Below are 19,877 nucleotides of genomic sequence, written 5' to 3'. Positions count from 1 at the left end.
CGGGCACTCCCGACGTCCCGGGCGAGAGCGGGCGCCGAGCCACTGCACCGTACGAAGAACGGCGGCGGCCCCCGTACCCGTCATCCGCAGGTATCGGGGGCCGCCGCCGTCGCGTCGGGCCGTGAGATCAGTCGATCAGTGCGTCCACGAACGCCTCGGGCTCGAACGGCGCCAGGTCGTCCGGGCCCTCGCCCAGGCCGACCAGCTTGACCGGAACGCCCAGTTCGCGCTGGACGGCGATGATGATGCCGCCCTTGGCGGTGCCGTCGAGCTTGGTGAGCACCACGCCGGTGATGTCCACGACCTCGGCGAAGACCCGCGCCTGCACGAGGCCGTTCTGGCCGGTGGTGGCGTCGAGGACGAGCAGCACCTCGCCGACCGGGCCGTGCTTCTCGACGACCCGCTTGACCTTGCCGAGCTCGTCCATCAGGCCGGTCTTGGTGTGCAGCCGGCCGGCGGTGTCGATCAGGACGACGTCGGCGGACTCGGCGATGCCTTCCTTGACCGCGTCGAAGGCGATGGAGGCCGGGTCACCGCCCTCCGGGCCGCGGACCGTGCGGGCGCCGACCCGCTCGCCCCAGGTCTGGAGCTGGTCGGCGGCGGCGGCGCGGAAGGTGTCCGCCGCGCCGAGGACCACGGACTTGCCGTCGGCGACCAGGACCCGGGCCAGCTTGCCGGTGGTGGTGGTCTTGCCGGTGCCGTTGACGCCGACGACCAACACGACGCCGGGGATCTCGTCGCCGCCGTTGCCGATGCCGTTGGCGGTGTGCACGGTGCGGTCGGCGTCGGTGCCGATGAGGGTGAGGAGTTCCTCGCGGAGCAGCTGGCGCAGGTCCTCGGGGGTGCGGGTGCCCAGCACCTTGACGCGCTCGCGGAGCCGCTCGACCAGTTCCTGGGTGGGGGCGACGCCGACGTCGGCGGTCAGCAGGGTGTCCTCGATCTCCTCCCAGGTGTCCTCGTCGAGGTGTTCCCGCGACAGCAGGGTCAGTAGGCCCTTGCCGAGGGTGTTCTGGGAGCGGGCGAGCCGGGCGCGCAGCCGCACCAGGCGGCCGGCGGTCGGCTCGGGGACCTCGACGGCGGGCGCCGCGGGCGCCTCCGGTTCGGCGACCGGTGCCTCGGCCTCGGCCACGGGGGCCGCGGCGGCGGGCAGTTCGACTTCTTCGATGGTGCGACGTTCTTCGTCGCGGGGGGTTTCGGCCTCCTCGCCGACCTGTGGTTCGGCGGGGGGCGCGGTGACGGAGGGCTTGGGGGCAGCCGACGGGGGCGGCAGCTGCTTCTTCTTGCGGCCGCTGACGACGAGCCCGCTGATCGCGCCGAGCACGACCACGGCGATGACTACAGCAAGGATGACGGTTTCCATAACCCCTCCAGTATCAGCCACGCCCCGCCGCGGATAGCCGCACGCGCCCGGGGATCCGCCGCGGGTCCCGGCGGGACTCCGCGGGGGCCCGGGGCGGCGTGGCGCTCCGCATCAGGACTCCCGGCGTTCCTCCGTGCGCCAGCGCTCCAGGGTGGGGTCGCGGTGGGAGTCGTACGTCCCCGAGCCACGGCAGTGCCGGCACTCGCCGGCCCGCTGGACCGTCTCGTAGGGGCCCCGGAACGGGTCGACGCCGGGGACGTAGACCAGGGCCTGGGACACATAGCCGGTGCCCTGGCACCACTGACACGTCTTGCTGGACATACCAGGCACATCGACCTCCTGCGCGCGCTCGCTGTCGTTCATCGGAATCACCTTGCACCAATTCCGGTGCGTCATGCCGGGGAGGTCGCCATCTCGCCGTCCGGCAGTCCGTCGACGGCGCTCAAACGAGACATGCATCTCTCCGACGGGCTCGCGGCGGGGCTCCGGAGTGGGACGCAAGCACGGAAGAGGAATCCCTGATTCACCTTCCGAGGGGCCAGTGCGTCTTGTATGTCCTGATCAGGGGGGTGTGACTGGATTCATCGACAGGACGACACCATTCGTGTCATCGTCAAGGAATCCAAGGGGGCGGACCGGTAGAAGTTGGATCAAAGTACGATGGTGAGCGGCTGCGCAACGCGCGTAGAGTCCTGGCAACCACTTTCCGGCCAGGCACCACAGCCGCTGCCTGCACCTCCTCCCCGGGGGTGCCCCCCAGACCCCCGCACGGAGACAGCTGCACCCATGGGCACCAGCACTGCGTCTACATCCACGTCCCTTTCCGAAGCCGACGGCGCCGTCGAAACGCGCGGTATCGAGCCGGTTCCGGACCATGAACGCCGGGGTCGGGTCCGCGAACTCTTCCCGACCTGGGTGGCGGCCAACATCAGCGTGCTGCTGCTCACCATGGGCGCCTCCCTGGTGATCAACAACGGCCTGAACTTCTGGCAGGTGCTGGTGGTCGCCGCGATCGCGTCGGCCCTTTCCTTCGGGATCGTCGGCCTGTTGTCGGTCTCCGGGAAGTGGGGCGGCGCGCCGGGCGCGATGCTCTCCCGGGCCGCCTTCGGCGTGCGCGGCAACTACTTCCCGGGCGCGATCCTGTGGGTCGCCCGCTTCGGCTGGGAGACGATCAACGCGGTCAGCGGCGCCTACGCGATGCTGACCGTGCTCCGCCTGGTGTTCGGCATCCAGACCAACAACGTGCTGGTCGTGGTGACCCTGCTGGGCTTCGTCGCCTGCACCTTCCTGGTGAGCGGGATGGGTCGCAAGGCCCTCAACGTCTGCAACAAGTACTCCACGTACCTCTTCAGCCTGATCAGCGTCGTCGTCCTGGTGTACCTGATCGTCGAGATGCCGTGGGGCGCCATCTTCGCCAAGTCGCCGGGCAGCGGCGCGATGATGATCGCGGGCATCGGCACCATCGCGGCCGGCGGCCTCAGCTGGGTGCCCACCGGCCCGGACTTCGCGCGCTACCTGCCGCACTCCGCCTCCGGCAAGAAGATCGTCGGCACCACCGTCTCCGGCGCCGCCCTGGTGCTGGTCCCGATGGTGGTCATGGGTGGCGTGATGGCCGTCTCCAACCCGGAGCTGGCCAACCAGAACACCGACCCGATGTCCTTCCTGGGCCAGGTGCTGCCGTCGGCCATCGCGATCCCGTACCTGATCACCGCGCTGATCGGCATGATGCTGATCAACAGCCTGTCGATGTACTCCGCGGGCTTCACCGCGCAGACCATGGGCGTCAAGCTGCCGCGCGCCCTGGCGGTCAGCATCAATGCCGTCATCAGCCTGGTCGGCGGGCTGTTCATGATGCTGGTGGCCAAGGACTTCGTGGGCCAGTTCATCGCCTTCCTGACGCTGCTCGCGGTCTCCTTCTCCGCCTGGATCGGCGTCTACGGCATCGACATGGCCCGCCGCCGCAAGAAGGCGGTCCGCTACCACGCGGAGAGCCTGATGACCATCGGCCCCGCCAGCCGCTACTGGTACAAGGGCGGCTTCTGCTGGCAGGCCATGACGGCCTGGGCGGTCGCGCTGATCGCGGGCCTGTGCTTCACCAAGGTGCAGTGGTTCACCGGTCCGCTGGCTGGCACCTGGATCGGCGAGAACGGTCTGGGCTGGGTGGCCACCATCCTGATCGGCGCGGTGGTCTTCGCGGTTCTGCCGGCCGCCCAGGAGAACGAGGCCCCGGCGTCGACTCCGGTCGCCCAGGACGAGGAGCTGCGGCCGGCCGTCGAGGTCGGCTGACCACCGGCCGGTTCTCGACCACCACCCTGGTGAACTGACGTATCGTCAGTTACGGTCCCCTTCGCCACCTGCTCCGGCGAAGGGGACCTGTCATGTCCGCCGGCACCACCGCACCCACCACGGTCGTGCGCTTCAACCTCGCCGGCCCACCGGCCGAGCCCGACGTGCTCTCCGCCCGCTACCGGGCCGCCGTCGAGATGGCCGAGTACGCCGACGCGCACGGCCTGGGCATGATCCAGACCGAGGAACACCACGCCACCGACAACGGCTGGATGCCCGCACCGCTCACCTTCGCGGGCGCCGTCCTCGGCACCACCCGCCGGATCGGCGTCACCGTCTCCGCCCTGATCACCCCGCTGCACGACCCGCTGCGGCTGGCCGAAGACCTCGCCGTACTCGATCTGCTCGGCGCCGGCCGGCTGGTCAGCGTCGCCGGCCTGGGCTACCGGCCCGAGGAGTACGCGGCCCACGGCAAGGAGTGGCGGAACCGCGGCGCCCTCCAGGACGAGGTGCTCCGGACGCTGCTGGACGCCTGGACCGGTGAACCGTTCCGCTACCAAGGGCGCACGGTCAAGGTCACCCCGCGCCCGTACTCCCGGCCGCATCCGCCGCTGCTCATCGGGGGCGCCTCGCGGCCCGCGGCCCGGCGCGCGGCCCGCCTGGGGCTGCCGTTCTTCCCCAGCGCCCACCTGCCGGAGTTGGAGCGCTACTACCACGAGCAGTGCGCCGCGGCCGGGACCGCCGGCTGGGTGCTCCAGCCGCCGCGGCGCACCTGCCTGCTGCACCTCTCCGAGGACCCGGACCGGAGTTGGGCCGAGTACGGCGGCCACCTGCTGTACGAGGCGCAGCGGTACGCGGCCTGGCAGTCCGCCGGGGCCCGCTCCGCGGTACGGTCCGCCGCGCAGGACACCGCGGCGCTGCGCGCGGAGGGCGTGTACCGGATCGTCACGCCGGACGCAGCGGTCCGGCTGGCCCAAGAGGACGGCGCCCAGGGCGCGTTGATCCTGCATCCACTGTGCGGCGGGATGCCGGTCGAGGAGGGGTGGCGGTCTCTTCGGCTGTTCGCGGAGCGGGTGCTGCCGCGGCTGACGGGCTGACGGGCTGACGGGCTGACGCGAAGCCGGCGGCGGCCGCTGCGCGGTCGATTGTCAGTGGCGGGTGCCACGATCGAGGCATGAGCTTCTTCGACGGTCTGCCCGCATCCACACCCCCAGCCGAACCTCCCGACGAGACCCTGGAGTTGTGCGCCTATGCGCCAGGAGAGGACGAGGAGTTCGCGCCTTCCCACTGGTTCGTCCCGGCGCAGCTCGCGCAGGTCGCCGAGGCCGGCGCGGGCCCGGACGTGCGGATCGTACTCACCGGCTGGCAGGTCTGGCCGAGGTCGGTGACGATGCGGCTGTCGGTCTTCCTGCGGCGGATCCGCCCCGGCGGCCGGACGTCGCCGTACGGGCATCCGGGCGGCGGGGCGCTGCGCTGCGGTCTGCTGCTGGCCGACGGACGGAAGGTCACCACGCTCGACGGCCCGCCCGGACCGATGACCGGGCCGCCCCGTCCGACGCTGCGACTGAGCGGCGGCAGCGGCGGCGCCTTCCACTACGAACTGGAGCTGCACCTCTCGCAGTTGCCGCCCGCCGGCGCCACCCAGCTGGTCGTCGAGTGGCCGGACGAGCAGGTGCCCGAGACGGTCACCGTCTTCGACGCCGGGCCGCTGCGGGCGGCGGCCGGCGAGGCGCGGGAGATCTGGCCGGACGCCGCATCGCCGACCCCTCGGGCGGTGGGTGAGGAGTCGCGGGGGTTCCTCAGCCTCAGCCTGGGGCCGGCGGAGATCATGGCGCAGCCGCCCGAGCCGCAGCCGTGGTCCCCGCCCGCGCCGGATCCCGCGCGCGGCGACTGGGAGCTCCTGGCCCCGTTCCACTGGCGGGACACCGATCTGGTGCTGACCCGGCTGGCCAACGGCGCCGACCCCGGCGCCCTGGCGCCCGGCAACCGCGAGGCGCCGCTGCATCTGGCCGCCGCCCAGGGGTCCGCCACGGCCGTCGCGGCGCTCCTGGACCGGGGCGCAGCGGTGGACGTGCCGGACGACCAGGGCTGCACCCCGCTGTGGCACGCCGTCTGCCACGGCGCGGAGGAGAACGCGGCGCTGCTGCTGCGGGCCGGCGCCGATGCCTGGCGTCCGCAGGTCGGCGGCCGCTCCCCCGGCCACCTGGCGCTGACCACCACCCTGGCCCCGCTGTTCGCCGAGCTGCCGGGAGCGGTGCCGCTGACGCCCGAGGAGCGGGCCGCGCAGCAGGACGCGGACGAGCGGGCGGCGGTGTTCCGGGGGGTGGACACCGAGGGCGTCTCGGTGGCGTTCGTGGCGGGGATCGACGAGGCGGAGGCGATCCGGCGCCTGGGCCGGGATCCCGACGACTGCCCGCCGCTCGCTCCGGACGCCGGTGCGGATCCCTACGACACCGGCCCGTACGGCGTCGACATGTACGACGCCGAGGAGTCCCACCGCTGGGTGGGTGTGACGGGGGTGGCCGGCGGCTGCGTCCTGCTCCAGCCGTCCTCGTATCTGCTGAGCACCGACCTGGTACTGAACGCCCTCTCGCCGGGCACCGCCGCGTACGGCCTGTACTTCAACCCCAGCGGCGGCACCTTCGGCGCCCTCTCCCGCGGCGGCCGCACCGAGCTGACCGAGGAGATCGGCCTCCCGCCGTACGGCGACGAGCCCGAGGGGCACTGGCACTACCGCTTCTGGAGCTGGTCCCGGCCGGAGGACCTGTACGGCGCGAGCGAGTTGGGGTACGCCGCCGCGGCGGCCGGCCTGCGGGTGACGGACCCGGGGCCGGTGACCGGCCCGCCCCGCCGCTGGGTCGAGATACCCGAGGGCAGCCCGCTCCTCGGGTAGGGCCTGTCCGGCCCCGATCCACCGGACCGGCCCTACGACCGGCCCGGTTACGCCCGGCCGCGGAAACCACCGCTGCCCCGGCTCGGGTGAGCCGGGGCAGCAGCGAGAACTGAGGAGAGGGCTGGCGGGGAGTTAGCCCATCTCCTCCAACGCCTTGCCCTTGGTCTCCTTCACGAACTTGAGCACGAAGGGGATCGAGAGCAGAGCGAAGACCATGTAGATCACGTAGGTGCCGGACAGGTTCCAGTCGGAGAGGCTGGGGAAGCTGGCCGTGATCGCCCAGTTGGCGATCCACTGCGCGGAGGCGGCGACGCCGAGCGCGGCGGCCCGGATCTTGTTGGGGAACATCTCACCGAGGAAGACCCAGACCACGACGCCCCAGGAGAGGGCGAAGAAGAGGACGAAGCCGTGCGCGGCGATCAGGGCCACGGTGCCTTCGGCGGACGGCAGGGTGCCGGCCGCGGTCTTGGCGGAGAAGGCCCAGGCTTCCAGGGCGAGCGCGACGGCCATACCGGCCGAGCCGATCAGCGCCAGCGGACGGCGACCGATCCGGTCGACGAAGATCATCGCGATCACGGTACCGATGATGTTGATGATCGAGGTGGTGAAGCTGTAGAAGAACGAGCTCTCCGGGTTGACGCCGACCGACTGCCACAGCGTCGAGGAGTAGTAGAAGGCGACGTTGATGCCGACCAGCTGCTGGAAGACGGAGAGTCCGATGCCGACCCAGACGATCGGCAGGAAGCCGCCCTTGCCACCGAGCAGGTCCTTGAAGGTCGACTTGTGCTCGCGGCGCATCGCGTCCTGGATCTCGGTGACCCGGGCGTCAAGGTCCACCGTGTGGCCCTCGACCTCGGAGAGCACCTCCTTGGCGCGGCCGAGCTTGCCGACGGAGATCAGGAAGCGCGGCGACTCGGGGATCGCGAAGGAGAGCAGACCGTAGAGGATGGCGGGGACGACCATCACGCCGAGCATCCACTGCCAGGCTTCCAGGCCGGCGATCTTGCCGCGCTGCTGACCGTCGGCGAGGTTGAGGATGCCCCAGTTGACGAGCTGGGAGATGGCGATGCCGACGACGATGGCAGCCTGCTGGAAGGAGCCGAGCCGGCCGCGGTAGGCGGGCGGCGAGACCTCGGCGATGTAGGCCGGGCCGATGACCGAGGCCATACCGATCGCCATGCCGCCCAGGACGCGCCACATCGCCAGGTCCCACAGGGCGAACGGCAGCGCGGAGCCGATGGCGCTGATGGTGAAGAGCACCGCGGCGATCTGCATGACCCGGATCCGACCGATCCGGTCGGCGATCCGGCCGGCGGTGGCGGCACCGATGGCGCAACCGATTAGGGCAACGGCGATCACCTGCGCAAGGACGGCGGACCCGACGTCGTAGCGGCTGCGGATCGCCTCGACGGCGCCGTTGATCACGGAGCTGTCATAGCCGAAGAGGAAGCCGCCCATCGCGGCAGCCGCGGTGATGAAGATGACATGGCCGAGGTGGTCCGGATGGGCCTTGCGGCCTTCCGGGACCGTCGGCTGCGCGGTGCTGGTCAACGTGAACTCCAGTGGCCCGGCTGCGCTGCCGGGCGTAGGGGGCTGGCCCTACAAGTGGTGCACACGTTGGGGGTACCCACCACTTGAAGGTAAAAGCAACGTTGCAGAGACTATGCCTTTAAGTTTCGAAGTCAATACCCCAAAGCTGACGTCTTCCTCACCCGACCGCGGCAGACTTCATTCAAGTTCTGAATTGATCTTCAGGGAGTGAAGAGGAGCGATCACGAGCCTCCGGCGCGACGGGCCCGCTCGCCCGGCTCAGCGCAGCCGCTGGCTGATCACCTTCGAGACGCCGTCCCCTTGCATCGACACGCCGTAGAGCGCGTCGGCGACCTCCATCGTCCGCTTCTGGTGCGTGATCACGATCAGCTGCGAACTCTCCTGGAGCTCCTCCATGATCCGGATCAGCCGTTGCAGATTGGTGTCGTCCAGCGCCGCCTCGACCTCGTCCATCACGTAGAACGGACTGGGCCGCGCCTTGAAGATCGACACCAGCAGCGCCACCGCCGTCAGCGACCGCTCGCCGCCCGACAACAGCGAGAGCCGCTTGACCTTCTTCCCCGGCGGGCGCGCCTCCACGTCCACCCCGGTCGCCAGCATGTCGTCCGGGTTCGTCAGCACCAGCCGCCCCTCGCCGCCCGGGAAGAGGCGCGCGAAGACGCCCTCGAACTCCCGCGCGGTGTCGTGGTACGCCTCGGTGAAGACCTGCTCGACGCGCTCGTCGACCTCCTTGACCACCCGCAGCAGATCCGCCCGGGTCTTCTTCAAGTCTTCAAGTTGTTCGCTGAGGAACTGGTGCCGCTCCTCCAGCGCCGCGAACTCCTCCAGCGCGAGCGGGTTCACCTTGCCGAGCTGCTGATACGCCCGCTCAGCGGCCTTCAACCGCTTCTCCTGCTCGGCCCGGACATAGCGCACCGGCTGGTTCCGCGGGTGCTCGCCCGCGGCGGAGCCGCTGTCGGACGCGGTGTCGGGCAGCGCCTCGCCCTCGGCCGGCGGGGACGGCGGGACCAGCTGGTCGGGGCCGTACTCCGCGACCAGCGCGGCCGGCTCCACCCCCAGCTCCTCCAGCGCCCGCCCCTCCAACTGCTCGATCCGCAGCCGCTTCTCCGCGCCCAGCACCTCACCGCGGTGCACCGAATCGGTCAGCTTGTCCAGCTCGGTCGCCAGCTCCCGGCCCTGCTCGCGCTCGGTGGCCAGCGCCCGTTCCCGCTCGTCCTTGCCCCGTTCCGCCGCGGCCCGCTCCTCCTCGGCCCGGACCACCGACACCTCGATGTGCGCCAACAGCTGCCGCGCGCCCGAGGCCACCGCCCCGGCCACCGCCGCCTCGTGCCGCAGCCGGGCCCGCCGCCGCTCGGCCCGCGCCCGCGCCTCGCGCTCGGCCCGCGCCGCCCGGTCCAGCCCGTCCGCCCGCCCGGCGAGCGCCTTGACCCGCTCCTCGTGCGTCCGCGCCTGGAGCCGGGCCTCCATCTCCGTCTGCCGGGCGTTGGCCCCGTCGGCCGCCAGCCGGTCGCGGACCGAGGTGTCGGGCTCCTCGTCGTCCGCGCCCGGGTCCTCCTCCGCCGCCGCCAGCCGCGCGGCCAGTTCCTCCGCCTCCTCAGTGGCCCGCGCCAGCGCCTCCTCGGCCCGGGCGGCGGCCGCGGCGGACCGTTCCGCTTCCCCCGCGGCGGCCCGCGCCTGCCCGGCGAGCCGCCCCAGGTCCCCGGCGACCTTCGACTTCTCCCGATCGGCCGCGCGCCGCCGGGCGTCCAGTTCCTCGACCAGCGCGGCGCACTCGGTACGTCGCAACTCCGCGGCCCGCCGCGCCTCGGCCAGTTCGGCACAGCGGGCCGCCAGCTCCGTGAGCTCCGCCGCCGCCTCGTCGACGGACGCCTGCACCTCCAGCAGGCTGGGCGCCCCCGCCGAACCGCCCTGGGCGAAATGCGCCCCGAGCAGATCGCCCTCCGCGGTGACGGCGGTCAGCTCCGGCCGCGCCACCACCAGTTCCTCGGCCTCCTCCAACGTCCCGACCACCACCACGTCACGCAGCAGCCGGGCCACCGAGGCGGTCAACTCCCGCGGCCCGTGGACCAGTTCATGCGCGGGTACCGGCCCGCCCGCGGCCCCCGGCACTCCGGCCGCACTGCTCCCACCAGCCCCACCAGCCCCGCCGGACAACTCCCCGCCGGCCCGCTCGGCGACCTCCACCGCCGCCACGACCTCCCTCGCCCGGGCCGGCGCCGGCACCCGGGCCGGCCGGGTGCCGCCCAGCACCATCGCCGCCCGCCCGGCGTCCTCCTTGCGCAGCAGCCGCAGCGCCTCCGCGGCGGCGGCCGGGTCGGTGACCGCGACCGCGTCCGCCGCGGCGCCCAGCGCGGCCGCCACCGGGACCTCGAAGCCGGGCGCGACGGTGAGCAGTTCGGCCGCCGGTCCGAGCAGTCCGCCGATCCGGTCCGCGGCGGCCAACAGCGCACCGGTGCCGTCCTTACGACGCAGCCCGAGGGCGAGCGCATCGTGCCGGGCGGCGGTCGCGGCCCGCTCCCGCTCGGCCGCGGTCAGCGCCTCCCGCGCGGCGGTCAGCGCGGACTCGGCCTCCACCAGCTCCCGCCGCGCCGCCTCGTACCGCCCACCGACCTCCGCGTCGTCCGCGTCCAGCCCGTCGACCTCCGCCTTGAGCTGCTCGTACTCCTCCTGGGCCGCGACCGCCCGGGTCCGGGCGGCGTCCCGGGCCTCGACCAGCCGGCCGATCTCCGCCTGCGCCGAGGCGGCCCGGCCGCGGGCGGCGGTGACCTGCCCGCTGAGCCGGGCCAGACCCTCGCGCCGGTCGGCCAGGGCCCGCGCGACGTCCCGCAGCCGCCGCTCCTCGTCCGCCAACTGCCGCTCCAGCGCGGCCCGGTGCTCGACGGTGTCCTCCAATGCCCGGCTCGCCGCCTCCAGCGCGGCCGTCAACTGCGCCTCCTGCTCGCGGATCCGGGCGGCCTCCCGCTCCAGGTCCTCGGGGTCCCGGCCGCCCCGCTCCTCCGGCGGGGCCACCGCGGCGCTCCGGACCCGGGCCTCGGCCAACGAGACCGTGCCGCGCACCCGCTCGGCGAGCTGGGACAGCGCGTACCAGGTCTGTTGGGCCCGCTGCACCCGCGGCGTGAGGGCACGCACCTCCGCCTCCAGGGCCGCCTCCCGCTGTTGGGCGGTGCGCAGCCGCGCCTCCACCGCCTCCTTACGCTCCTTCAGCGCCGCCTCGTCGGCGATCTCCGCGGCCAGCGCCCGGCGCAGCGCGACGAGGTCGTCGGCGAGCAGCCGCAGTCGGGCGTCGCGCAGATCGGCCTGGATGACGGTGGCCCGCCGGGCCACCGCGGCCTGCCGTCCCAGTGGTTTGAGCTGCCGCCGCAGCTCGTCGTTCAGGTCCTGGACGCGGGCGAGATTGGCCTTCATCGCCTCCAGCTTCCGCAGCGCCTTCTCCTTGCGCTTGCGGTGCTTGAGCACGCCGGCCGCCTCCTCGATGAACGCCCGACGGCCCATCGGATCGGCATGCAGGACGGAATCGAGCTGCCCCTGGCCGACGATCACATGCATTTCGCGACCGATACCGGAATCGGAGAGGAGTTCCTGGATATCCAACAACCGACAGGTGTCACCGTTGATCTGGTACTCGCTGCCGCCGTTCCGGAACATGATCCGGGTCAGCGTGACTTCGGCGTATTCGATGGGCAGCGCACCGTCGGAATTGTCGATCGTCAACGAGACCTCGGCGCGGCCGAGCGGCGGCCGCCCGGTCGTCCCGGCGAAGATGACGTCCTCCATCTTGCCGCCGCGCAGCGACTTGGCGCCCTGCTCCCCCATGACCCACGACAGCGCGTCCACGACGTTGGACTTGCCGGAACCGTTGGGGCCCACGACACAGGTGATACCCGGTTCGAACCGCAGTGTGGTGGCGGAGGCGAAGGACTTGAAGCCTCGCAGGGTCAGACTCTTCAGATGCACGCCTTTGAACTCTACCCGCCGCTCCCCGGCACCCCTCCGCAACATTCCGTCTGCCGCCACGACCCCGTATGGCCCCCGGGTATCCACCGGCGTTGCCCGCCTGGTTCCACCGGGGAAAAGGCGGGGCCGGTTTCACCGGGTAAAGGGAAGGGCACATCATGCGGTAAGGAAGACACCGAGGGGCTGGGGAAACACCACGGGACGGAAGTGACCGGAGGACACCCAGGTGTCCGGACGGCGCGAAAAAGCACAGCGCACGGCCGGGGGAATTGCAGAAGACGGAACGGGTAAACGACGAAGGGACGCCGAAGCGTCCCTTGCAGATCTTGAAGAGCGGTGCCTCAAGCGGCTGGCGTGCAGTCCGTCCGACCTTGATCGGAATGAGGTGATCGGGGTCAGGTGAGCGCGGGCTCCGCCTGGGGTACGTCGATGTCGAGTACCGAGTCGTCGCGACGCGCGGCAGCGCAGAGCATGTCATTCTCGGCCTGCATCCGAATAAGTTCGGATTCAAGGTCCTGGACGCGCTGCTGAAGCCGTCGCATCTCGGAGAGGACTCGGGGGTCGGAGCCGCCGACGTAACCGAGAAGCGCCTTTGCCATGATGGATGGTCCTCCACAATGAGTGACCGACCGAAGCGGTGTGGGTCGTGAGGGATTCGCACCCGCGGTGCTTGTCATTCTCCAGGTGTACTCAATGCCAAACAGCTAAGGTGCGCGGGGATTCCAGAGTCTCACCAAACGGATGGGGGGTCAACACGATCACGCCCCGTATCCTCGGGCACCTGAGAGTGCGCAGCCGCCATGACATGGCGCCGACTCTCCAGAAAGGACCCGCGGGGCGTAGAGATCATCCGTACAGCGGCAGCCTTGCACGGGTCGGCCGAGTTGGCAACCACCAGGGCTTATCTCCCGCGAGCAGCTCGCGACGGCGCACCCGCGGGCGCCCTTGGCGCAGCCGTCCGGGCGGCTCTTCCGGGCCCGGTCAGCGGATCTCGAAGCCGTCGTAGCCGCCCCGCGGCGTGGCCCAAATCTCAGTGACGCCGTCGACGGCCCCGGGCGTGTCTCCGGTGCGTAGCCACTCCAGCAACTGCTCGCAGTGTTCCTTCGGCCCCTCGGCGACGATCTGGACGCGTCCGTCGCCGAGATTGACCGCGAAACCGGCGAGCCCGCCGATCCGCAAGGCGTTCGCTCGGGTGAACCAGCGGAACCCAACTTCCTGGACCAGCCCGCGTACCCACGCGGTCATCCGCACCTCGTCTTCCATGTGTGCACGTTAACCGGCCAATTGCTCAGCAAGCACATCCGCCCCTGACGTCATTCGGTACAGTCCCCCGACAGCGAGGACTCACCCTTTCGAGTGAGGCTTTCTTGACGCTGGACGGAAGGAAGTTCTGCGGATGGGCCGCCATCGACGCTCTGCTCCCCACGCCCCGGAACGCCCGCATGCGGGGCCCGTTGACGGTGCGACAGGTGCGGCCGCGCCCACCGGTCACCGCGGCCACCGGGCGGCCCGCCGGACGGCGCCGGTGCGCACGGGACTGCTCGGTGCCTCCGCCGCGGTGGCGATGGGCGCGGTGGCGGTGGCGTCCGGGCTCATCCCCGGCGGCGGCCGGTTCGAGGTGAGCGGCGTCGGCCCCACCGACCGGGTACGCGCCGATGCGCTGCCGGACGCCCAGCCGCAGGAGAGCTCCGCCGCTCCGGTGCCCGCGGCCACGGACGCGGCGGACCGCGGCGGCGGGGACACCGCGTCCCGGGGCGCCGGACGGGCTGCCACCCCGGGGTCTCCGGGGTCTCCGGGGTCTCCGGGGTCTCCGGGGTCTCCGGGGTCCCCGGGGTCCCCGGGGTCTCCGGGGTCCCCGGGCTCCGTGGTCTCGTCCACCTCCCCCAGCGCCTCCCCGTCGGCGACCCGGCCGACCGCGTCCCCGTCCCGGGAGACCGATGACCGGCCCTCCGCACGGCCCACCGACCGGCCGACCACCACGGCGCCTCAGCAGTCGGCGTCCCCGACCGCCGGGCCGACCACCGGCCCGACCGCCGGCGGCAGCACCGAGTCCGCGGCCGAGGCCGAGGTGCTCTCGTTGGTCAACCAGGAGCGCGCCCGGGTGGGCTGCTCGCCGGTCACCGCCAACAGTGACCTGGCCGGTCTGGCCCAGCGGTTCAGCGACGACATGGCGCGGCGCGGGTTCTTCGGTCACACCGATCCGGACGGCCACACGCCCTGGGACCGGGCCCGCGTCCAGGGCGTGGCGGACGTGGGTGGGGAGAACATCGCCCGGGGCCAGGCCGACGCCCGGTCCGTGATGGATTCGTGGATGAACGACCCGGGGCACCGCGCCAACATCCTCAACTGCGAGTACAAGTCCCTCGGTGTCGGCGCCCACTTCGGTCCGGGCGGCCCGTGGTGGACCCAGGACTTCGGCTTCTGAGGCGGACCCCGGCGGCCGGCCCGGTCCCGGTCAGCTCGGCCGCGGCGGACGCTGGCAGCGGGGGCAGAAGTAGCTGGACCGGTTCATCCAGGGGCGGCGGCGGATGGGCGTGCCGCAGCGGCGGCAGGGTTCGTCCTCGCGGCCGTAGGCGTCCAGCGAGCGCTCGAAGTAGCCGGACTCGCCGTTGACGTTGACGTAGAGGCTGTCGAAGCTGGTGCCGCCGACGGCCAGTGCGGCGTTCATCACGTCCCGGACGTGCCCGAGCAGCTCGGCGGTGCGGGGGCGGGTGAAGGTGGCGGTCGGCCGGTCGTAGTGCAGCCGGGAGCGCCAGAGCGCCTCGTCGGCGTAGATGTTGCCGACGCCGCTGATCAGGGTCTGGTCGAGGAGCGCACGCTTGATCGTGGTCCGGCGGCGGCGCAGCGCGTCGTGGAAGGCGGCGTCGTCGAAGGCCGGGTCGAGCGGGTCCCGGGCGATGTGCGCGATCACGTCGGGGAGCAGGTCGGGGTCGCCGGGCACGGTGTCGTGCAGCGAGAGGCCCCCGAAGGTGCGCTGGTCGACGAAGCGCAGCTCGGTGCCGGTGGCCTCGCCGCCGGCCGGGGTGTCGGTGTCGGTGAAGCGGATCCGGATCCGCAGGTGCTTCTCGTCGGGGGCGTCCTGCGGCTGGACCAGCAACTGCCCGCTCATACCGAGGTGGGCGAGGATCGCCAGGCCGTGGGTGACGGACGGGGTGAGGACCGGGGCGATGCCCTCGGCGGCGCTCTGGGTGGCCGGGCCGCCGCCGGTCACCGGGAGCCAGAGGTACTTGCCGCGGCGGCGGGCCGAGCCGACGCGCAGCCCCTTGAGCCGGGCGGCGAAATCGTCCGCACCGGCGATGTGCCGGCGGATGGCGCGCGGATGGCGCACCTCGACGGTGTCGATGGTGCGGCCGCTGACCCAGCGCGTAAGGCCACGGCGGACGACCTCGACCTCGGGCAGCTCGGGCACGGGCGCTCCTCACGCGTCTCAAGGAGAGTCACAGGACTCCGGAAAAGACTTCTGACCCCGCCCGGAGCGGCAGTGGAGCCGCCCGGGAGGGGTCAGAAGCAGGGTTTTCAGTGTGCCGGCGACGAGGTGTCGCCGGAAGCCTGAGCTGGGTCGTCGCCGTCCGGCGTCTTCCCGGCCGCCTCGTCCGCCGCGGCGCGGATCGCGCGCCATGCGGACTCGGCCGCCTGTTGCTCGGCTTCCTTCTTGCTGCGGCCGGTGCCGGTGCCGTACGAGACACCACCGACGCGGGCAGCAGCAGTAAAGGTCTTCTCGTGGTCCGGGCCGGTCTCGGTGACCAGATATTCCGGGACACCGAGTCCCTCGGTCGCGGTGAGCTCCTGGAGACTCGTCTTCCAGTCGAGGCCGGCGCCCAGGCTGGAGGACTTCTCGATGAGCGGATCGAAGAGCCGGTGCACCAGCTCGCCGGCCGCGTCGAGGCCCTGGTCGAGATAGACCGCGCCGATCACCGCTTCCAGGGTGTCGGCGAGGATGGATGCCTTGTCCCGACCGCCCGTGCCCTCTTCGCCCCGTCCGAGGCGGATGAAAGCGCCGAGGTCGAGGCCGCGGCCCACCTCGGCGAGCGCCCGCGAGTTGACCACCGCGGCCCGCAGCTTGGCCAGTTGGCCTTCCGGCAGGTCGGGGTGGATGCGGTACAGCGTGTCCGTGACCACCAGGCCGAGGACCGAATCCCCAAGGAATTCGAGCCGCTCGTTGGTGGGCAGACCGCCGTTCTCGTAGGCGTACGAGCGATGCGTCAGCGCACGCACCAGAAGGGCGGACTCAAGTGTGTACCCGAGCCGCCCTTCCAGAAGCGAGAGGGACGAGGCCGTGTCCGCCGGTTCCGTTTCGACTCCACGCTTGCGGGGTGCCGAAGGACCGTCCTCTGCCTTCTTCGGGCTAGACACAGTGCCTGTCACCAGCCGCTCAGACCGCGATGACCTGGCGCTTGTTGTAGGTGCCGCAGCTCGGGCACGCGATGTGCTGCTGCTTCGGCTCCTGGCAGCGCTCGCACGCAACCAGGGTGGGGACCGCAGCCTTCCACTGCGACCGGCGGTGGCGCGTGTTGCTGCGCGACATCTTCCGCTTCGGAACAGCCACGGCTACTTCTCCTGAGGTTCATCCCCGCCGTCGCGGGGTTCATTGTCCGTCTCTCGGTCCTGGTTGGACTCGACGAGTTCCTGCAGTGCCGCCCAGCGCATGTCGACGGCGTCGTGATGGTGGTCCGGGTCGTCCGCCAGCCGCGCCCCACAGTCGGAGCACAGGCCCGGGCAGTCCTCCCGGCACACCGGCTGCAGCGGCAGTGCCAGCACCACCGCGTCCCGCAGCACGGGTTCGAGGTCGAACAAGTCGTCCTCGATGTAGAAGGGGTCCTCCTCGTCCTCGGCGTCGTCGCCGGACTCGGTGGTCCGGACATCGGCGTCGGGGTAGGAGAACATCTCCTGGAAGTCCGCTTCGAGCACTCGCTCCAGCGGCTCCAGACACCTTACGCACTCCCCCGTCACGGTCGCACGGGCGGTGCCTGTGACAAGCACCCCGTCCATGACCGCCTCCAGGCGGAGTTCGAGCTCAACCGGACTGCCCTCGGGCGCTCCGATGACCTCGTTGCCGAGGTCCACGGGGGCCTCGACGGAGCGGGAGAGCCGCTTGAGCGTGCCGGGACGACGACCCAGCTCGCGTGTGTCGAACACGAGCGGGGCACGGTGGTCGAGGCGGGCGTTGATGGCTTTCCTGCTTTCTGTACTGCGGTATCAGCCGTCCACCGCCGGGAGTCCGGCGTGCGGGCAGCAGTGATCGCGGGCATACACACGACCGAAGAGCCAGGATACTGGACGGTCCCCGATAGGCCCAATCCGCATCCGTCGTCCACCCGGCGCGGGACCGGACGGGGCCTAGTGCCGGCCTTCTTCGTACTGCCGTAGCTGGTCGAGGTTGATCAGGCTGGTGTCGAAGAGGCTGGTCTCGTCCAGGGCGCCGGGGCGGTCGCCGTGGGTCTGGGGAACGTGCTGGGGCTGCGGGGGGACTTGGGGCGCGTGGTAGTCGACGCCCGGGTCGTAGCCGTGCTGGGGGGCCTGGGCGACCGGCTGCTGGGTCTGCTGCCAGTCGTAGCCGTAGGGGTCCTGGTGCGGGGTGTAGGTGACCTGGTCGGGCTGCTGGTAGGAGTAGCCGTCCGGCTGCTGGTAGGCGGCGACCTGGCCGTCGTAGTAGCCGGGCTGCGGGGTGTGGGGCGCCTCCTGGGGCGCCGGCTGCTCGGTGCCCTGGATCGCGGTGACGCCCGCCAGGCCGGCGAGGTAGTCCGCGTCGGCCTGTAGTGGGGCGGCGGTCTGCGGGTCGCTCTGGGCGGCGAGGTGGTCGCCGAGCTCGTCGATCGGGCGGGCGCCCTGGAGCTTGTCGCGGCCGCGGCCGACCGCCTCCAGGGTCTTGGTCAGGACGGCCTGGAAGGCGCCGAACTTGGTGTCCACGTAGGCGTCGGCGCGCTGCCTGAGGGTCTCCGGGTCGGCGCTGCGCTCGGGGGCCTCGACGTCCTCGTAGCCCTGCTCGTCCAGGCCCGGGCCGCGGCCCAACAGCTTCTCGCGGCCGCGGTCGACGGCGCCGATGGTCTTGGTGAGCACGACCTCGAAGTTGGCGAGTTTGCTATCGACGTAGTCGTCGGCCTGGACGCGGATCTCGTCGGCCTCCTGGCGGGCCTCGGCCAGGATCCGGTCGGCCTCGTCCTGGGCCTGCCGGACCACCTCGGTGTCCGAGAGCAGCGAGCCGCGCTGGCTGTGCGCGGACTCGATGATCCGCTCGGCCTCGACGCGCGCCTGCTCCACCACCTGCTCGCGCCCGCCGAGGAGTTCCTGGGCCTGCGCGAGGGAGCCGGGCAGCGCGCTGCGCACTTCCTCCAGCAGGGCGAGCAGATCGGCGCGGTTGACCACGCACGAGGCCGACATGGGCACGGACCGGGCGCTGCCGACGGCTGCGACGATGTCGTCGAGCTTCTTCTGGACGTCCACCTTGGACTCGCCACTCTCTGCAGGATCGGAAGGACGGAACGGGACGACTGTACGGCCAGGAGCCCCCGCCCCGACACCTGCTGACGACCCGTCAGCTCGGCGCCGGTCCTACCGCACCGGGCGCCGGATCACGGCTTGTTGCGGAGCCGCTCGGTCAGCGCGTCCAGGACGAACGGCGGGACCAGGTGGGAGACGTCGCCGCCCCAGGCCGCGACCTCCTTGACCAGGCTGGAGGAGAGGAAGCTGTAGGTGGGGTTGGTCGGCACGAAGAGCGTCTCCACCCCGGAGAGGCCGTTGTTCATCTGGGCCATCTGGAGTTCGTAGTCGAAGTCGCTGACCGCGCGCAGGCCCTTGACGATGGCGGGGATGTCGCGCTGCTTGCAGAAGTCGACGAGCAGGCCGTGGAAGGACTCGACCTCGACGTTGCCGTACTCGGCGGTGGCCCGCCGGATCAGGTCGATCCGCTCCTCGACCGTGAACAGGCCCTGCTTGGACTGGTTGATCATCACAGCGACGTGGACGACGTCGTACAGCTTGGAGGCCCGGGCGATGATGTCCAAGTGCCCGTTGGTGATGGGGTCGAAGGACCCCGGACAGACGGCGCGGCGCAACTTCGTCTCCTCGCTCTCCGGTCCGTTCATGACAGGGTTGCTGACGTCGGTTCGGCGGACGCCGAAGCGGCGCGACCGTACCAAAGCGTCCCCTCGCCGTAGCGACGGGCCTTGATCGCTTCGAATCCGTCCGGCCAACCGAACGCGCCACCCCGGGTGCTCCGCTCCACGGTGACGAGTGCCTCGGCGCCAAGCCACCCCTGACCACGGAGTGTGAGCAGAATCTCCCGGAGGTCGTCGTCGTCGACCGCGTACGGCGGGTCCAGGAAGACGATGTCGTACGGCGCTCCGGAGGCCGGGGTCGCGGCGATCTGCTCGGCCTTGCCGGCCCGGACCTCCACACCGGGCAGGCCGACCACCTTGACGTTCTCCCGGATGGTGCGGACCGCGCGGGAGTCGGCCTCGACCAGCAGGACGTGTGCGGCGCCGCGGGAGAGCGCTTCCAGGCCGACCGCGCCGGAGCCGCCGTAGAGGTCGAGCACCCGGGCGCCGGTCAGCGGGCCGTCGAGCGCCTCCCAGGTGGAGAACATGCCCTCGCGCGCCCGGTCGGAGGTCGGGCGGGTGCCGTTGCCCGGTGGTACGGCGAGGCGGCGGCCGCCGGCCGTACCGGCGATCACGCGGGTCATGGGCCCGTCCTTACGTTGAGCGTGGTCGAAGAGGGCGGGCGCCCCGGCGGGCTCCGCTCTCCCACGATATGTCCGTCCCCTGCGGGGCGGGTCCGCCCTCGGCACCACCCGGCCGTGATCGTTCTCACGGCTCGGGTCGCGGTCGGTCCGTGTCC

Annotated in this window: 17 protein-coding genes; 4 read left to right on the top strand and 13 right to left on the bottom strand. The window is 71.7% G+C overall.

Going from position 1 to position 19,877, the window contains the following annotated elements; translation table 11 throughout:
* Nucleotides 1-127 precede the first annotated feature (127 nt).
* The gene (ftsY, locus tag ACO0M4_RS03895; protein ID WP_430368194.1) at nt 128-1,360 is read right to left on the bottom strand and encodes a signal recognition particle-docking protein FtsY; all 1,233 of its coding nucleotides are present in this window, start codon (nt 1,358-1,360) and stop codon (nt 128-130) included.
* Nucleotides 1,361-1,471: 111 nt separating this feature from the next.
* A complete protein-coding gene (locus ACO0M4_RS03890; protein ID WP_430368193.1) occupies nt 1,472-1,723 on the bottom strand; it encodes a hypothetical protein in 252 nt (83 codons plus the stop codon).
* Between the two features lie 423 nt (nt 1,724-2,146).
* On the opposite strand from ACO0M4_RS03890, the gene ACO0M4_RS03885 reads away from it, so the two are divergent.
* The 3 genes from ACO0M4_RS03885 to ACO0M4_RS03875 all read left to right on the top strand — a co-directional run bounded on the left by ACO0M4_RS03885 (nt 2,147) and on the right by ACO0M4_RS03875 (nt 6,539).
* On the top strand, nt 2,147-3,646 hold the full coding sequence (locus ACO0M4_RS03885; RefSeq protein WP_430368192.1) for a purine-cytosine permease family protein: 1,500 nt from the start codon (nt 2,147-2,149) through the stop codon (nt 3,644-3,646).
* Nucleotides 3,647-3,738: 92 nt separating this feature from the next.
* A complete protein-coding gene (locus tag ACO0M4_RS03880; RefSeq protein WP_430368191.1) occupies nt 3,739-4,743 on the top strand; it encodes an LLM class flavin-dependent oxidoreductase in 1,005 nt (334 codons plus the stop codon).
* A 77-nt stretch (nt 4,744-4,820) separates the two neighbouring features.
* Nucleotides 4,821-6,539 (top strand): ankyrin repeat domain-containing protein, encoded by a 1,719-nt coding sequence (locus ACO0M4_RS03875; RefSeq protein WP_430368190.1) that lies wholly within the window; start codon nt 4,821-4,823, stop codon nt 6,537-6,539.
* A 132-nt stretch (nt 6,540-6,671) separates the two neighbouring features.
* On the opposite strand, the gene ACO0M4_RS03870 is transcribed toward ACO0M4_RS03875, so the two are convergent.
* The 4 genes from ACO0M4_RS03870 to ACO0M4_RS03855 all read right to left on the bottom strand — a co-directional run bounded on the left by ACO0M4_RS03870 (nt 6,672) and on the right by ACO0M4_RS03855 (nt 13,307).
* The gene (locus ACO0M4_RS03870) at nt 6,672-8,090 is read right to left on the bottom strand and encodes a sugar porter family MFS transporter (protein WP_430368189.1); all 1,419 of its coding nucleotides are present in this window, start codon (nt 8,088-8,090) and stop codon (nt 6,672-6,674) included.
* A 258-nt stretch (nt 8,091-8,348) separates the two neighbouring features.
* Nucleotides 8,349-12,044 carry a chromosome segregation SMC family protein gene (locus tag ACO0M4_RS03865; RefSeq protein ID WP_430368188.1) on the bottom strand — a complete coding sequence of 1,232 codons (3,696 nt, stop codon included), beginning with the start codon at nt 12,042-12,044 and terminating at the stop codon, nt 8,349-8,351.
* Between the two features lie 395 nt (nt 12,045-12,439).
* The gene (locus ACO0M4_RS03860; RefSeq protein WP_390020879.1) at nt 12,440-12,643 is read right to left on the bottom strand and encodes a hypothetical protein; all 204 of its coding nucleotides are present in this window, start codon (nt 12,641-12,643) and stop codon (nt 12,440-12,442) included.
* Nucleotides 12,644-13,025: 382 nt separating this feature from the next.
* Nucleotides 13,026-13,307 carry an acylphosphatase gene (locus ACO0M4_RS03855; RefSeq protein ID WP_430368187.1) on the bottom strand — a complete coding sequence of 94 codons (282 nt, stop codon included), beginning with the start codon at nt 13,305-13,307 and terminating at the stop codon, nt 13,026-13,028.
* 133 nt (nt 13,308-13,440) lie between these two features.
* Between ACO0M4_RS03855 and ACO0M4_RS03850 the strand changes: the two genes are divergently transcribed.
* Complete coding sequence (locus ACO0M4_RS03850; protein WP_430368186.1) at nt 13,441-14,469, top strand: CAP domain-containing protein; 1,029 nt, start codon at nt 13,441-13,443, stop codon at nt 14,467-14,469.
* Nucleotides 14,470-14,499: 30 nt separating this feature from the next.
* Here ACO0M4_RS03850 and mutM read toward each other — a convergent pair whose 3' ends face one another.
* The 7 genes from mutM to rsmD form a co-directional block, all read right to left on the bottom strand.
* Nucleotides 14,500-15,453: a bifunctional DNA-formamidopyrimidine glycosylase/DNA-(apurinic or apyrimidinic site) lyase gene (gene mutM / locus ACO0M4_RS03845; protein WP_430368185.1), complete on the bottom strand. Its 954-nt coding sequence runs from the start codon at nt 15,451-15,453 to the stop codon at nt 14,500-14,502.
* 107 nt (nt 15,454-15,560) lie between these two features.
* Nucleotides 15,561-16,409 carry a ribonuclease III gene (rnc, locus tag ACO0M4_RS03840; RefSeq protein ID WP_430368184.1) on the bottom strand — a complete coding sequence of 283 codons (849 nt, stop codon included), beginning with the start codon at nt 16,407-16,409 and terminating at the stop codon, nt 15,561-15,563.
* A gap of 7 nt (nt 16,410-16,416) precedes the next feature.
* Nucleotides 16,417-16,590, bottom strand: coding sequence for a 50S ribosomal protein L32 (rpmF, locus tag ACO0M4_RS03835; RefSeq protein WP_016578620.1), 174 nt, complete (start codon nt 16,588-16,590; stop codon nt 16,417-16,419).
* Between the two features lie 2 nt (nt 16,591-16,592).
* Entirely contained in the window at nt 16,593-17,180 is a 588-nt protein-coding gene (locus ACO0M4_RS03830; RefSeq protein ID WP_430368183.1) for a YceD family protein, read from the bottom strand.
* A gap of 201 nt (nt 17,181-17,381) precedes the next feature.
* Nucleotides 17,382-18,485, bottom strand: coding sequence for a cell division initiation protein (locus ACO0M4_RS03825; RefSeq protein WP_430368182.1), 1,104 nt, complete (start codon nt 18,483-18,485; stop codon nt 17,382-17,384).
* A 128-nt stretch (nt 18,486-18,613) separates the two neighbouring features.
* Nucleotides 18,614-19,096: a pantetheine-phosphate adenylyltransferase gene (gene coaD / locus ACO0M4_RS03820; RefSeq protein WP_430371229.1), complete on the bottom strand. Its 483-nt coding sequence runs from the start codon at nt 19,094-19,096 to the stop codon at nt 18,614-18,616.
* A 26-nt stretch (nt 19,097-19,122) separates the two neighbouring features.
* Nucleotides 19,123-19,722, bottom strand: coding sequence for a 16S rRNA (guanine(966)-N(2))-methyltransferase RsmD (gene rsmD / locus ACO0M4_RS03815; RefSeq protein ID WP_430368181.1), 600 nt, complete (start codon nt 19,720-19,722; stop codon nt 19,123-19,125).
* Nucleotides 19,723-19,877: the final 155 nt, after the last annotated feature.

It is taken from the genome of Streptomyces sp. RGM 3693, assembly GCF_050471125.1.
In the GTDB taxonomy this organism is placed as follows: Bacteria; Actinomycetota; Actinomycetes; order Streptomycetales; family Streptomycetaceae; genus Streptomyces.
This window is presented reverse-complemented; position numbering and strand designations above follow the sequence as displayed.